Raw genomic sequence first — 13,967 nt, forward strand, 5'->3', positions numbered from 1 at the left:
GTCGGCGACGTCACGTGCACCGGATGCGTGGAATCGCAGGCCGCCACGGTGGACGAGGTCATCGCCGAGACCGCGGTGTCCCGGCTGACCGAGCGCGGGGCCACCCGGGCTGACGACCGCATCTCGGATGCGGGCATGGAAGACCGCAAACGGCAGGGGTACTTCTGATGACAACGCTTTTGCGGCTCGCGACCGCGGGTTCGGTCGACGACGGCAAGTCCACCCTGATCGGCCGCCTGCTGTATGACTCCAAGGCCGTGATGGAAGACCAGTGGGCCGCGGTGGAACAGACGTCCAAGGACCGCGGACACGACTACACCGACCTGGCGCTGGTGACCGACGGCCTGCGGGCCGAGCGCGAACAGGGCATCACGATCGACGTCGCTTACCGCTACTTCGCCACTCCCAAGCGCAAATTCATCATCGCCGACACCCCCGGCCACATCCAGTACACCCGCAACATGGTGACCGGGGCGTCGACCGCGCAGCTGGTGATCGTGCTCGTCGACGCGCGACATGGCCTGCTGGAGCAGTCGCGCCGGCACGCCTTCCTGGCATCCCTGCTGGGCATCCAGCACATCGTGCTCGCGGTCAACAAGATGGACCTGATCGGCTGGGACAGAGAGAAATTCGAGGCCATCCGGGACGAATTCCACGCCTTCGCCGCGCGTCTGGACGTGCACGACGTGGCCACCATTCCGCTTTCGGCGCTGCACGGCGACAACGTGGTGACCAAGTCCGACCAGACACCGTGGTACGAGGGCCCGGCGTTGCTGTCGCACCTCGAGGAGGTGTACATCGCCGGTGACCGCAACATGGTCGACGTGCGGTTCCCGGTCCAGTACGTCATCCGCCCGCATACCCGCGAACACCAGGACCACCGCAGCTACGCCGGCACGGTCGCCAGCGGGGTTATGCGGCCGGGTGATGAAGTGGTGGTGCTGCCGGTCGGCAAGCGCACCCGGATCACCGCGATCGACGGGCCGAATGGTCCGGTGGAAGAAGCGTTTCCGCCGATGGCCGTATCGCTGACCCTGGCCGACGAGATCGACATCTCGCGCGGTGATTTGATCGCCCGCACCCACAATCAGCCCAGGGTGGCGCAGGAGTTCGACGCGACGGTGTGCTGGATGGCCGACAATGCGGCGCTCGAGCCCGGCCGCGACTACGTCATCAAGCACACCACCCGGACCACGCACGCGAAGGTGACCGCGCTCGACTACCGGCTCGACGTCAACACCCTGCATCGCGACAAGAGCGCAACGGCGTTGCAGCTCAACGAACTCGGTCGCATTTCGCTGCGCACCCAGGTGCCGCTGCTGCTCGACGAGTACACCCGCAACCCCAGCACCGGCTCGTTCATCCTCATCGACCCGCACACCAACGGCACGGTGGCCGCCGGCATGGTGCTGCGCGACGCTTCGGCGCAGGCGGCGAGCCCGAACACCGTGCGGCACAAGCCATCCGCCATCGCCGAGGCGCGGCCGCGGGGCAAGACGGTGTGGTTCACCGGTTTGTCCGGATCCGGCAAGTCGTCGGTGGCCATGCTGGTGGAGCAGAAGCTGCTCGAAAAGGGTTCTCTGGCTTACGTTCTCGACGGTGACAACCTGAGACACGGTTTGAACGCCGACCTGGGCTTTTCCATGGCGGACCGGGCCGAAAACCTGCGCCGGCTGGCACACGTGGCGGCGCTGCTCGCCGACGCCGGCAATGTCGTGCTGGTGCCGGCGATCAGTCCGCTGACCGAGCAACGCGAACTGGCGCGCCAAGTGCACGTCGACGCCGGCTTCGACTTCTTCGAGGTGTTCTGTGACACCCCGATCGAGGAATGCGAAAAGCGTGATCCCAAGGGCCTGTACGCCAAAGCCCGGGCGGGGGAGATCACCCAGTTCACCGGCATCGACAGCCCGTATCAGGCGCCAGTGAATGCCGACCTGCGCCTGACCCCGGACGGTACCGTCGAGGAGCAGGCGCAGCGGGTCATCGACCTGCTCGAATCGAGCGGGTAGCACGCCAGGTCAGCCAGGCTGCACCGATATTGTGCCGCCGGGTGGCACAATCCTGTGAGTGCGCATGTCGGCGAAGGCGGAGTATGCCGTGCGGGCGATGATTCAGCTCGCCACGGTGCCCGACGGAACGCTGGTGAAGACCGACGACCTGGCCCAGGCCCAGGGCATCCCGCCGCAGTTCCTCGTCGACATCCTGACCAATCTGCGCACCGACCGGCTGGTGCGCAGCCACCGCGGTCGTGAAGGCGGCTACGAATTGGCCCGTCCCGGCAAAGACATCAGCATCGCCGACGTGCTGCGCTGCATCGACGGACCGTTGGCCAGCGTCCGTGACATCGGGCTGGGCGATCTACCGTATTCGGGTCCGACGGCGGCGCTCACCGACGTGTGGCGCGCGCTGCGGGCCAGCATGCGTTCGGTGCTCGAAGAAACGACGTTGGCCGACGTCGCCGCCGGTGCCCTGCCCAAGCATGTCGCGCAACTGGCCGACGACTATCGCCGGCAGGAAAGCCAGCGGCACGGTACGGCGCGCACCGGCGACTGAGCGAAGTTTCCGCTCAGCCCGCCGATCCGTACGGGCTGGTGAGGATCTCCATGGCATGGCCGGACGGGTCCAGGAAATAGACCCCGCGCCCACCGTGGTTGTGGTTGATCTCGCCGGGACGGTTGGCGCCCGGATCGGCCCAGTGCTGCAGCCCGCGTGAGGAAATCCTGGCGTAGATGGCGTCGAACTCCTGCTCGGACACCAGGAACGCGTAGTGCTGGCGCGGGATGTCCGCGCCTTCCGGGGCGTCGGCGTAGTCGAGACTTACACCGTGCTCGAGTTCGACGACCATGAAGTGGCCGAAGGGCTTTGGGCTGGGCAGGCCGAACAGCTCGGTGAGGAACTCGGCTGATTCTCGTTTATCGCGTGACGCGACGATGGTGTGGTTGAAACTGATGGTCATAGTTTTTTCCAGTCAACCACCGTCCGCCGGGCGCGACAACGCCGCGCTATTTCGGCGCGGTTAGCTCGAGGGCGATGTTGTCGGGGTCACGGAACTCCAGGATGTAGGACGGTCCGATGTCTTTGACCGGCTCATGACCGACGCCGAGTTCGTCGAGATGTGCTGCCGCCGAATCCAATTCGTCTTTGCTGGCGAGCCGGAAGGCAATGTGGTCGAGGCCGACGCGATCCTCGTCGAAGCGGTCCGCGGCCACCGGGCGCAGACCGAGTAGCGTGCCGCCGAGGTCGTAGATCACGCCGCCGTACAGGAAGCTCAACTGGTTGCGGGTGGGTTCATCGGCGTTGTCGGGGACCTCGATCAAAACCGGCCAGCCGAACACGCTCTCGTAGAACTGCCGCGACCGCTCGATATCGGTCACGGTCAGCCGGACATGCGCGATGGAACTACTGGTGAACGCCACTCGGTCCATGGTTCCACTGATGGGCTGCATTAGAAACATGCCAAAATCGCCGTCGTGCAGATTGCGATGACCATGCCGGTGATGGAGCCGGATCTGGATGCGACCGTGCTCGAGACCTGGGCGCGCGCCATTGACGAGGGGCCGTTCTCGTCGCTGTGCTGGGGTGAGCGCATCGCGTTCGACAACCCGGACAACCTGACGTTGCTGGGTGCGCTGGCCGCCTGGACCAAGCGGGTGCGGCTGCTGACCACGGTCATCGTGCCGCAGCTACACGATCCGGTGATGCTCGCCAAGGGGCTAGCGACCGGCGACCTGCTCAGCGGTGGCCGGCTCACCGTGGGCATCGGCGTGGGCGGTCGGCACGAGGACTACCACGCCGTGGGCGCCGATCCGGCGACGCAGACGATGCGCGGCATGGCCGAACGCGTGGCGGTGATGAAGCGGGTCTGGGCGGGGGAGAAGACCTCCGATTCGGTGCTGCCGGTCGGCCCGGCGCCGGTGCAGCCCGGCGGTCCGCCGCTGTTCGTCGGGAGTATCGGACCGAAAACCATCCGCAGCGCGGCCGCGTGGGCCGACGGGCTCGCCGGCACCACCCTGGACCTCGACGTGGCCAAGCAGAACGAGCTGTTCGACGTGACCCGGGCGGCCTGGGCGCAGGCCGGCAAACCCAAACCCCACCTGATCACTTCGTTCTGGTTCGCCTTCGGCTCGCCCGAGGGGTCCCGCGACCAGATCCACCGTCACCTGCGCCGCTACATGAACTGGATACCGGCCGACTACGTCGACGCGATGGCACCGATGACCGGCTGGGCCGGCAGCGAGGACGAGCTGCTCGACGTGTTGCGCAGGTTCGCCGAGATCGGCACCGATGAGGTCCAGCTGATCCCGACCAGCTCGGATGTCGATCAGCTTCGTCGCGCCGCGGACGTGGCAGCACGGCTCTAGCGTTACGGCAACGCTGCAGGTCAAATCGGGTGAATTGCCGCGCCGACGCGGTGGCGATTTCATTAGCGGCATGACGCAGCAGGAGCTGCCCGCCCCGCTAGCCGTACTGACCGGGCTCATGACCGAGTGCGCGAGCAACGGCGACTACGCCGGGGCCGCGCGGCAGGCGAACGAGCTGGTCACCCTGTGCCGGGCGACGCTGGGCGAGCGGCACCCCACCGTGCTGGAACTCAAGGTGTCGCTGGCCACCGTGCAACTGCGCGCCGGCGACGACGCCGTCGCCTACGAAGAGTTCGCCCGATTGATCCCCGACCTGGTCGAGGTGCTTGGGCGCGATCACCTCAGTACCCTGACCGCTCGCCACCTCCTGGCGGGTCGGCAACAACCGTCGCTGTCAGCGCTCGCCGAGTGGTCGCAGCTTTTCGCCGACGAACAGCGCGTGTTGGGCGCCGAACACGAGAGCGTGCTGGTCGCCCGCGAGAAAATCGCCGAGAAGCGTTGGGAGATAGGCGATTTCGTCGGTGCGCTGGCCGAGGGTGAACACGTACTCGCCGCGCGGCGGCGCGTGCTGGGTGACGACCACGCCGACACCCTGGGCACGCGGTTGATGCTGGCGATCTGGCGGGGCCGCTCCGGTGACGTCCCCACGGCCGTCGCCGAGCTCGAACCGTTGATCGGCGAGCTGCGCGACAAGCTGGGCGACGACCACGTTCACCTGCTGATGGCCCGGCACATGTTCACGCTGTGGGCCCCGGACCTGGCCGGCGTAAAGGACGAGGTCGCGGCGTGGGAGGCGCTGGTCGACGAGGAGGCGCGGGTGCTGGGCGACGAGCATCCGGTGACCGTCGCCGCCCGCCATGAGCTGGCCGGATGGTGCGCCCGGCACGGCCGGCCACCGGACGAATCCGGTGGCCGATCCGCTTCGGCCCGCAGGTGCGCTGAGCGTTAGGTCGCCGCTTTGTCCACCGGACGCTCGTCGGCGGCAGGCTCCTGGGGCGGCTGCCCCTTGCGCAGCGTCTCCAGCAGCTCGCGATACGGCCCCACCAGATAGACGGTGTCGCCGCCGCGCAGCCAGGCGTCGCGACGAGGGTGCAGCTCGACAGGGGTGTCCCGGCGGGTGATCGCGATGACCCGGGTCTGGGTGGACATCTCGAACATGCGCAGCCCGTCGAGTTCGCTGCCGGCCGCCACGTGCATCGCGCCGACCATGAACGAACGCTGCCCGATCGAAAACGTGCCCAGCACCTGCAGGCCCATCGCGGCACCGATGAACCAGGGCGCCGCCAGGTCGACGGTCGAGCGAACGTTCTCAAAGCCGAACCGCTTGGCCACCGCATCGCCGAGGGCGCGGTCGTAGATGCGCAGCACGATGGGCACATCGGGCCGGTTGACCTCGGGCATCACCCGGGGACCCAGCATCTCGCGCAGCACGATTCCGGTCTCGATGTTGACCATGTCGTCCTGGGTCAGCACCGCGACGGCCCGGGCGCGGTCGACGCGGGCCGCCTCGAGTGTCTGGCGCAGCGTTGCGTCCCCGAAGATCACCGGTACGTCGAGTTCGTCTGCGGTGGAGAGGAATCGGTTGTTCTCGTCGCGTTCGATCACCGCGACGTCATATCCGGCGGCGGTCAGGTCGCCGACGACGCGGCTGCCGAACGAGCCCAGCCCGACGACGATGATGTGGTTGCGCAGATGGCGCGCGCGCCGAACCCCGGCCGATTGCAGGAAGCGGCGTGACAGCAGCAAGTCGGCCAGGAATGCGACGAGCAGCGCGGTGGTGGTTACGCCGGAAAACATCAAGGCGACGGCGAAGATTCGCAGCCACGCGGACTGGTGCAGGAAGGTGAATTCGCCGTAACCCACGGTGGTGATGGTCTCCGCGGTGAAGTACATCGCGTCCAGCCAGGACAGTCGCGGCCGCGTGTACGAGAAGTGCACGACGACCGTCGACGCGAGCAACAGACTGAGCGCGAGCAGCATTGCGGGGAAGAGCATGGGATTGACGTCGTCGCGCATCGCCCGCGCGGCGTCGGAAACCCGCCGCATCCATGACTGGCGTGAGCGGGTCGCGGCCGGCCGGGGAGTCTTGATGCCGCGCGCGGCCAGCTCGTCGGCGCTGCCGATCATGGCGGTCCAGTCGCCCTTGCGCACTTCGTGATCTCGTCCGGGACAGGGCACCACTTCGTCGGATCTCGCGGAGTTCGCGCCGTGGATCACGGCCACCGGTGCCAGGTCGCCGTAGATCTCACGAAGGGTCGCGTCGCGCGGCGCCTCGGCCCCCGACACCAGGAATTTGATGCCGGCCGCCTCGACCGGGTGGGTGCTGCTCGCCAGACAGGCTTCGACGACCGACGGCGCCGCGAGGTCGGCGACGTCCAGGATGGCCCCGGGACCGTTGTCGGCGGCCACCGCTCCGCGCAGCACGTCGTTGCCCAGTCGGGCGACCACGCGCACACGAGGATTCGCTTTCCTTGCCAGCAAGGCGATTTCGAGATTCTTCGCGTCGTCGTCCCCGGCGCAGACGATGGCGTGCGCGCGGGCGAGATCGGTGGCGACGAGCTCCTCGCTGTGCAGCTTGACGATGGTGGCACCGGCGCGGTTCAGTTCCTCGGCAATCGTTGTCGCGAGCGCGTTGTCACCGCTGACGATGATGTGGCGGCGCGTGCTCATGTATCCCCACCTCTGCGACTTTTGTTGCTACGACTATCGGGCACTGCGTCGATGGATGCCAGCGTGACATGTCCGGACTCCTCTTGAGGGAGATAATGACGCGGATCATCGCTTGACGGCGAAGCTGTAGGACTGATTGGGAGGGTGCGGTGGAGGGTGGGCCGCTGGATTGGTGGTTGGACCGGATCAACTTGCTTATCGACATGACTGGCGATGTCGATCTGGGTGGCTCGGTCACGCTGGATTATTCCGAGGCATCGTTGTCGGCGCTGGAGACCGCGGCGCGCGATCGGTTGGCCGATCCGGCTGAGGCGCTCGAGGACGCAAATCAGTCGTTCACCGCGGGGGTGGTGGCGTATCTGGGTGAGGCCTTGATGCGTGTCGGTGGTGGGCGGTGGGACTGGGTCGCCGAGCCGCCCGCGGGTGTCGCGGTTGATGACCCCGGACTGCGGCGGCGGCTGTCTGAGCATCGTTGGCGGATCGACAGTGCGGGCGAACCCGATGCGACGGGCTTTCCGATCATCCGCCCCGACTCCGAATCGGGGCTGGAGGCGTTGTCGCCGACGCATCTGTTGCTGCAAGCGTTGGCCGATGAGAGTGCGGTGTTGGTGGCCGTGTACGGGCGCTGGCGGCAGGTCGTCCAGGACTATGCCGAAGCGCATCCTGGGTGGTCCCCGGTCAAAGAGCGCACCCTGGCGGATGGTCTGTTCAATGCTCCGCCGCCCTCGACGGTGCTCGATGACTGGCTGGCTCACCAGGAGCAACATTTCGCCGATTGGGCGGCCCGCAACGGTGGCAACTGGGATTACAGTCCCGACAGCATCGGCCGGTTGACCGAGCTCGTATCGCGGAAAGCGCCGACCGTGGCCGCGCTTCGAGATCCGGCTAATCGCGAGTTCGTCGACGGCGCCTGTTACTACCTGGGCGAGATATTGCGGCGCGGCTGCCCCTCGCGTTGGGTGTACCGCGAGTTTCGCGACGAGGGCGACCCGATTACCGCGAACTTTCAACTTCAGCTGACCGACGATGCCGGTTTTACCGGTCCGTTCCATTTGCTGTCATTCATGCTCGAGCGTGGCGACCTCGGGCGTCCTCGCGCCTACTACGACGAATGGGTCGGTTGACTTCACTCCGCTGATCCAACAGATCGCGCGCGAAAACCGTTGCAAGGAGGCGCATCGTCGTCGCCGGGCAGTCTGCTGGAAAGCCGACGGGGCCGATTGGGAGGGTGCGGTGGAGGGTGGGCCGCTGGATTGGTGGTTGGACCGGATCAACTTGCTTATCGACATGACTGGCGATGTCGATCTGGGTGGCTCGGTCACGCTGGATTATTCCGAGGCATCGTTGTCGGCGCTGGAGACCGCGGCGCGCGATCGGTTGGCCGATCCGGCTGAGGCGCTCGAGGACGCAAATCAGTCGTTCACCGCGGGGGTGGTGGCGTATCTGGGTGAGGCCTTGATGCGTGTCGGTGGTGGGCGGTGGGACTGGGTCGCCGAGCCGCCCGCGGGTGTCGCGGTTGATGACCCCGGACTGCGGCGGCTGTCTGAGCATCGTTGGCGGATCGACAGTGCGGGCGAACCCGATGCGACGGGCTTTCCGATCATCCGCCCCGACTCCGAATCGGGGCTGGAGGCGTTGTCGCCGACGCATCTGTTGCTGCAAGCGTTGGCCGATGAGAGTGCGGTGTTGGTGGCCGTGTACGGGCGCTGGCGGCAGGTCGTCCAGGACTATGCCGAAGCGCATCCTGGGTGGTCCCCGGTCAAAGAGCGCACCCTGGCGGATGGTCTGTTCAATGCTCCGCCGCCCTCGACGGTGCTCGATGACTGGCTGGCTCACCAGGAGCAACATTTCGCCGATTGGGCGGCCCGCAACGGTGGCAACTGGGATTACAGTCCCGACAGCATCGGCCGACTCACTGCCCTCGTGCTGCAGGTGACGCCGACGGTCGAGGCTTTCCATGCTCCGGCCAATGCCGACTTCGTCGATGGCGCTTCCTATTACATGGGCGAAATGCTGCGCCGTGGCCATCCGTCCCGATGGGTCTACCGCGACTTCGCCGACGAGGGCGATTCAATTACCGCCAACTTCAAGATTCAGCTCAACGACGACGCCGGCTTCACGGCGCCATACCATCTGCTCTCCGCCATGGTCAGGCATAAAGATCCCGGCGATACCCGCGCGTACTACGACGAATGGGTCGGCTGAATTCTCAAGCCCGTCAACCTCACTTAGGATCGCGACATCTTGTGCTTCGTCTTCGAGCGCGAAGTCCGACGGGGAGGGCCGCACATGGCTCGGGTTTGGCTGATTTGGCGTCGCGTCGTTGCGACCGCCCTGGTTCTGGTGTTGGCGTCGCTGCTGACGCCCACGCGCCAGGCCATTGCGGATCCCGCACCGAAACTGCCCGGATACTCCGCCGACCAGGATCCGCCGCCGGGCAAGACCCCGCTCACCTATACCTTTCCATCGGCCAATGGCCTCTCTGCGCTACCCGCACCGAGCCGCGCGGCTTTGATCGATATCAATACCAGGGGCAAGTACAAAGCCGGCACCGAACAACACCTCTACAAGAGCTGGCTGGTCTACCAGAACCAACGGGCCCCCGCCGTGGCGAATCCACTGAGCTGGGCGGACTATCGCGACGCTTACGTGCGCGCCTTCAACAATCGCAACACCGGCACCAGCTTCGAAACCGCGCTCGATCAAGAGCTGAAGTTGACGGAGAACGGATACATCCGCAACCGGAAGATCAAGGGCACCTCGATCAACCGCCGCCCTGACTTCCACAACGATCAAGAAATCGTCGAGATCAAGACCGGGGCCGTCGACAAGGCGCAGCTCGAAGACTTCCTACGCATCGCGCAGCAGACCGGCCGTCGCGTGGTGTACATCTTCCCGGACAAGCCGCCGCCGGCCACGCTGCAAGCGATGCTTGCCGCCGGCCAAGGCCTGGGCGCATCCGACCGGCTATTCGTCCGCTATTACCCGACGGTGGGTGTACCCGACCCGTCCGGGAAAGCCGTACTCGCCAGCGGCGGGCAGAACCCCGTGAACGGCGGTGCCGATCAAACCACGGGCGCTTCTCCGGACTCGCCGGCCCAGGCAATCGAACAAGCCTTCGTCTCCGGGCAGGTCAACGCCGACATGGACATTGAACAGGCGGCCCAGGACCCCGAGTCGGTGCCCGAGTCGGTGCCCGTCTCGGCGCCGGCCCCCGCGCCGGGCCAGCAAGCGCCCGGTTCGGCTCCGGCGCCCGCACCGGGCCAGCAGGCGCCCGCCCCGGGGCAGCAAGCTCCCGCCCCGGCACCGCAGGCGCCCGGCCCGGCACCCCAGGCCCCCGGTTCGGTTCCTGCGCCGCAAGCGCCCCGACCAGTTCCGGCTCCGCAAACGCCCAGGCAGGCGGCCGGTCCGATGCCGATCAATCCGGGAGCCGTTGTCGGTCCGATCGTCGACGCCGGAGTGCTGGCGGGCGTGACGGCCGCCAACACCGTCGCCGGCATCATCGGCGCCGCCACGGGCGGCGCTGCCACCGTTTTGGCCAACGTCACGGGTGGGCTGGTCAGCGGCATCGCCGGCGCGGTGACCGGGGGAATCGTCGGTGGCGTGGCCAGCGGGATCGGCGGCGGCGTCGCGAGCGGGCTTGGTGCCGTTACCAGCGGGATCGGTGGCGTGCTCGGCGGCGTCGACTTCTCCACGCTGCAGCTGCGCTACATCTCCGACACCGACCTGAACGGCAACGGTGTGCAGTACTCCTTCGCCGCCAATACGCAAACCGGCGCTGCACCGTCGTTCGGTGGAAATGCCAACGCCTACATGGCTTCCGATTCGTTCTTCGTCTGGCTGGCGCTGCCCACCTCGGCCTTCACGGTGAACCTCAACCCGAACGAACCCGACCGCATCATCGACGCCCAGTTCGGTCGCACCGACGCCGGGCGGATCCTGCTGGAAGCCGACTACACCATGAAGCAGGCCACGGCGAAGCTCGTCGACCCCGCCACGCCGGACGGCCGCCAATTCCTGGACGCGCTGAAAGGCTCCAAATGCTTTTCGCCGCAACGTAAGTGGATCATCCCGTTGCCGGCCAGCGTGTCCACCCAGGGAGACTCGATGTACATCCTGGACGCCCCGCTTGATGTGAAGCTCGAGATCGAGGGAATGGACTTGAAGCCGGGCATCGGCTGCCCCGCCCAGGACGCCGGAATCACCCGCCAAAACGACGATCTGTACCGGACCATGATCCTGCCGAAGATCGTCGACGAGGTGAATCACGCGCCCGAATACGCCGATCTGCGCCGCGTGTATGCGAGCCGGATCGCCGCGGAGTGGTACCGGCAACGCAGCGCCACCAAGGCCACCGCCTACTCGAAAATCGTTGACTCGGGCAACATCGACGCCTGGACGTCGAAGGAACCCTTCAGCCCGCAGGAACTGTTCGACCGCTACCGCAAGTCCTTCTACGAAGGAGACGCGACCTACAGCTGGCAGACCGGTGACCGCACCACCTGGAAACTGACTATCGGCGGCGTCGACTTCACCAACATCCCGATGGTCAACATGACGCCGAAGGACTTCGCCAAAGATCACCCCAACCTGCCCGCAACCGCAAGTGGTTCGCTGTTCGGCCCGCGGCTGCAGAGTTCGCCGCAACAGAGTTCCGCGCAGCAGGTCTGGCTGGGCGGCCTGACCAGTGCCCGACCCATGAGCCAGGTGTGGAAGGGCGATCCGGGCGTGCTCATTCCCATGCCGAAGTCGGTATTCGGCACGTCGCTGAGTCCGCTCATGTACGCCGCGATCGCGTTGCCGTTGGCCGCCTGGATCGGTGTCGGGGGCGCGCTGTGGTGGCGTCGTAGGCGACCGGCAGGCTTGCCGGGGAGGCGTTGACGATGTCAGACCATTCCCAGGATCCCTTCTCCGATCCCTTCGGCCCCCAACCGGTTTCGCCGTCGCCATCGTGGGGCCCGCCGGCTTCGCCCGGCCTGCCGCCGCCGCGAGCTACGCCGCGACCGCCCGCCGCGCCACCACCGCCCGTGGCGCCGCCACCGTCCATCCGGCCGTCGGCGTCGTCGGCCAAGGCGGCCGCGGGTATGTCCCCGGCCGCCGTGTTTTTCGGGAGCTATGTGTTCGCCGGCATCGCCGCGCTGTTGTTGGCGGCGGCGATCGCCGTGCTGGTGGCGATTTCGGATTTCCGTGCACGCGGTAGTACGTCGGGGCCGGTGCTGGTCGCGACGGCCGCGGGGTTGATCGTCGTCGCCGCGTTGGTGGTGTCGCTGGGTGTGCTCGACGATCGCGGCCGCAGCCGGGCCAGGATCGTGACGTGGGTCTTCTGCGGCCTCGGATTGGCCGCTGGCGCAGCGGTTTTCGTCGTCGACCCCGGCGGGTCGGTGGCGTGGTTCGGTCAGTTGCTGCAGGTGGGCGCGGTCGCGACGATCATCATTTCGGTCGCCTCCGCGGTGTTGCTCGCGCTGCCGGAGTCCAACGCGTACTTCCGCCAGGGCAGGCCTGCGCCCGTTACCGCATCGACCTTTCCGCAATCCGCTGCCTTCCCGCCGCCCGTCCCGCATCGGCCTCCGCCGTTCGCGCAACCGCCGGCTGGCACCACACCGCCTCCGAGGACGCCCGCGAACGACGCTGACTACGACCCCTTCTCATGACGGCTAGCTGGCCGGGTCCCAGTTGGCCCAACCCCTTCGATCCGGGCGCGCCGCCCCCGCCGGCGAATGTCTTTGATGGCGAAGTGGCCCAACACGATTCCCACCGGGGCAAGCAGGAACGCAAACACAACCGACAGCGTGGCCAGCGTGTTCACCTCGTCCGACGGCGGGCGAGCGGACGGTTGGGCGGGCGCCGGGGGCGACGCTGGGCAACAGGCAGACCGGCCAGCCGACGGCGCACTCCGGCGCCACCACAGCCGCGGCGAAGCCGAGCGCCACCGCCGCCGCGCCGCCGGAACCGTCGGTGACCCCCGAAGGCCTACAGTCGCTGGTGCTCACCGGGGAAGACGTCGCCGGCCTGATCAAGGCGCCCGGCATGTACGTCAACAAGACCTGGACGCAAACGCACGAACTGCAGCCCGGCGACAGCTTCGATCCCCCGGAATGCACCGAAGCGGTGTTCAACGGCTTGACAGCGTCCTATCGAGACAGCGGTTACCGCGCCATCTACGGCGTCGACCTGGGGCAGCACACCAACGGTTTCCCGCACGGGGTTTCGGAGTTCGTCGCGACGTTCGACAATGCCGCGGCCGCAAAGGGTTTCGTCGCCGGCGCCATCAACCACATCAACGGTTGTGCCGGCAGGCAGTTGACCTACTCGCACGGCGGCATCTCCGGCATCTACAGCGTCGGGACGCCGGTGCAGACCGGCCCGGTGACGTCGGTGCGCAGCACCCTGGGGACCGTGCAGGACAACGGGCGGACCACCGACGTCGGCGGCCAGCACACCAGCGCGCTGCGGGCCCTGGCGGCCAAGGCCAACGTCGTGGTCGACGTCGACGTCATCGGACGTGATCTCGGCGACGACGCCGCCGCCCTCGTGCAGGGCATCCTGGGCCGTATCCCGAGTTGAGCGGGCTGCCAACAGGATTGGCGGGCTACAGGACCCGAACGTCTGCCGGTGACCAGAACGCGCGCATCGACGTGATCTTGGCGTCCCCATCGAACGACATCGTCGAAATGGGCGAGATCCGGGTGCGGCTGTCACCGGCGTCGAGCGTCAGATGCCAGAAGAAGGCGGCCTCGCTGCCGCCGATCCGTATTTCGGCGAGTTCGGTGTCCTTCTTCGCGTCCTGAAACCCCGTGTAGAAGGCGCGGATGGCATCATGCCCGCGGCGGATGTCGGAGCCGATCGGGTCCTCGATGGTGGCGTCGTCGGCGTAGAGCGCCACGATGTCGTCGGCGGTGCCCGTGGCGACCAGCGCGAGGTAGCGACTGTCCGGCT

Annotated in this window: 13 protein-coding genes and 1 pseudogene; 10 read left to right on the plus strand and 4 right to left on the minus strand. The window is 67.1% G+C overall.

Annotated elements, in window-relative coordinates:
• From A9W96_RS03795 to A9W96_RS03805, 3 genes and pseudogenes are all read left to right on the plus strand, one after another.
• Positions 1-168: pseudogene (locus A9W96_RS03795) on the plus strand (sulfate adenylyltransferase small subunit); the annotation flags it as partial.
• Positions 168-2,009, plus strand: coding sequence for an adenylyl-sulfate kinase (gene cysC, locus A9W96_RS03800; protein ID WP_066873567.1), 1,842 nt, complete (start codon positions 168-170; stop codon positions 2,007-2,009). The pseudogene A9W96_RS03795 and the gene cysC, both read left to right, overlap by 1 nt.
• 58 nt (positions 2,010-2,067) lie before the next feature.
• Positions 2,068-2,553 carry an RrF2 family transcriptional regulator gene (locus A9W96_RS03805; protein WP_066873570.1) on the plus strand — a complete coding sequence of 162 codons (486 nt, stop codon included), beginning with the start codon at positions 2,068-2,070 and terminating at the stop codon, positions 2,551-2,553.
• 13 nt (positions 2,554-2,566) lie between these two features.
• On the opposite strand, the gene A9W96_RS03810 is transcribed toward A9W96_RS03805, so the two are convergent.
• Complete coding sequence (locus A9W96_RS03810) at positions 2,567-2,956, minus strand: VOC family protein (RefSeq protein ID WP_066873573.1); 390 nt, start codon at positions 2,954-2,956, stop codon at positions 2,567-2,569.
• Positions 2,957-3,002: 46 nt separating this feature from the next.
• A complete protein-coding gene (locus A9W96_RS03815; protein ID WP_066873576.1) occupies positions 3,003-3,425 on the minus strand; it encodes a VOC family protein in 423 nt (140 codons plus the stop codon).
• Between the two features lie 57 nt (positions 3,426-3,482).
• On the opposite strand from A9W96_RS03815, the gene A9W96_RS03820 reads away from it, so the two are divergent.
• Both A9W96_RS03820 and A9W96_RS03825 read left to right on the plus strand, forming a co-directional pair.
• On the plus strand, positions 3,483-4,361 hold the full coding sequence (locus A9W96_RS03820) for an LLM class flavin-dependent oxidoreductase (RefSeq protein WP_066873631.1): 879 nt from the start codon (positions 3,483-3,485) through the stop codon (positions 4,359-4,361).
• 70 nt (positions 4,362-4,431) lie between these two features.
• Positions 4,432-5,310: a tetratricopeptide repeat protein gene (locus A9W96_RS03825; protein WP_066873636.1), complete on the plus strand. Its 879-nt coding sequence runs from the start codon at positions 4,432-4,434 to the stop codon at positions 5,308-5,310.
• Here A9W96_RS03825 and A9W96_RS03830 read toward each other — a convergent pair.
• On the minus strand, positions 5,307-7,031 hold the full coding sequence (locus tag A9W96_RS03830) for an NAD-binding protein (RefSeq protein ID WP_066873633.1): 1,725 nt from the start codon (positions 7,029-7,031) through the stop codon (positions 5,307-5,309). The two genes, A9W96_RS03825 and A9W96_RS03830, sit on opposite strands and share 4 nt — an antisense overlap.
• 203 nt (positions 7,032-7,234) lie before the next feature.
• Here A9W96_RS03830 and A9W96_RS03835 point away from each other — a divergent pair, with 203 nt between their 5' ends.
• The 5 genes from A9W96_RS03835 (at position 7,235) to A9W96_RS03855 (ending at position 13,595) form a co-directional block, all read left to right on the plus strand.
• Complete coding sequence (locus A9W96_RS03835; RefSeq protein WP_156765101.1) at positions 7,235-8,155, plus strand: hypothetical protein; 921 nt, start codon at positions 7,235-7,237, stop codon at positions 8,153-8,155.
• Positions 8,156-8,291: 136 nt separating this feature from the next.
• Positions 8,292-9,236: a hypothetical protein gene (locus tag A9W96_RS03840; RefSeq protein WP_156765102.1), complete on the plus strand. Its 945-nt coding sequence runs from the start codon at positions 8,292-8,294 to the stop codon at positions 9,234-9,236.
• 84 nt (positions 9,237-9,320) lie between these two features.
• Positions 9,321-11,912, plus strand: coding sequence for a hypothetical protein (locus A9W96_RS03845; protein ID WP_066873585.1), 2,592 nt, complete (start codon positions 9,321-9,323; stop codon positions 11,910-11,912).
• Positions 11,913-11,914: 2 nt separating this feature from the next.
• Complete coding sequence (locus tag A9W96_RS03850) at positions 11,915-12,682, plus strand: hypothetical protein (protein ID WP_156765103.1); 768 nt, start codon at positions 11,915-11,917, stop codon at positions 12,680-12,682.
• Between the two features lie 304 nt (positions 12,683-12,986).
• Positions 12,987-13,595 (plus strand): sensor domain-containing protein, encoded by a 609-nt coding sequence (locus A9W96_RS03855; RefSeq protein ID WP_197499391.1) that lies wholly within the window; start codon positions 12,987-12,989, stop codon positions 13,593-13,595.
• A gap of 25 nt (positions 13,596-13,620) precedes the next feature.
• On the opposite strand, the gene A9W96_RS03860 is transcribed toward A9W96_RS03855, so the two are convergent.
• Positions 13,621-13,967: nuclear transport factor 2 family protein (locus tag A9W96_RS03860; protein ID WP_067137999.1), on the minus strand; the 347-nt coding region annotated here is incomplete at its 5' end.

Origin of the sequence: Mycobacterium sp. 1245852.3, from assembly GCF_001669335.1 — a bacterium.
In the GTDB taxonomy this organism is placed as follows: Bacteria; Actinomycetota; Actinomycetes; order Mycobacteriales; family Mycobacteriaceae; genus Mycobacterium; species Mycobacterium europaeum_A.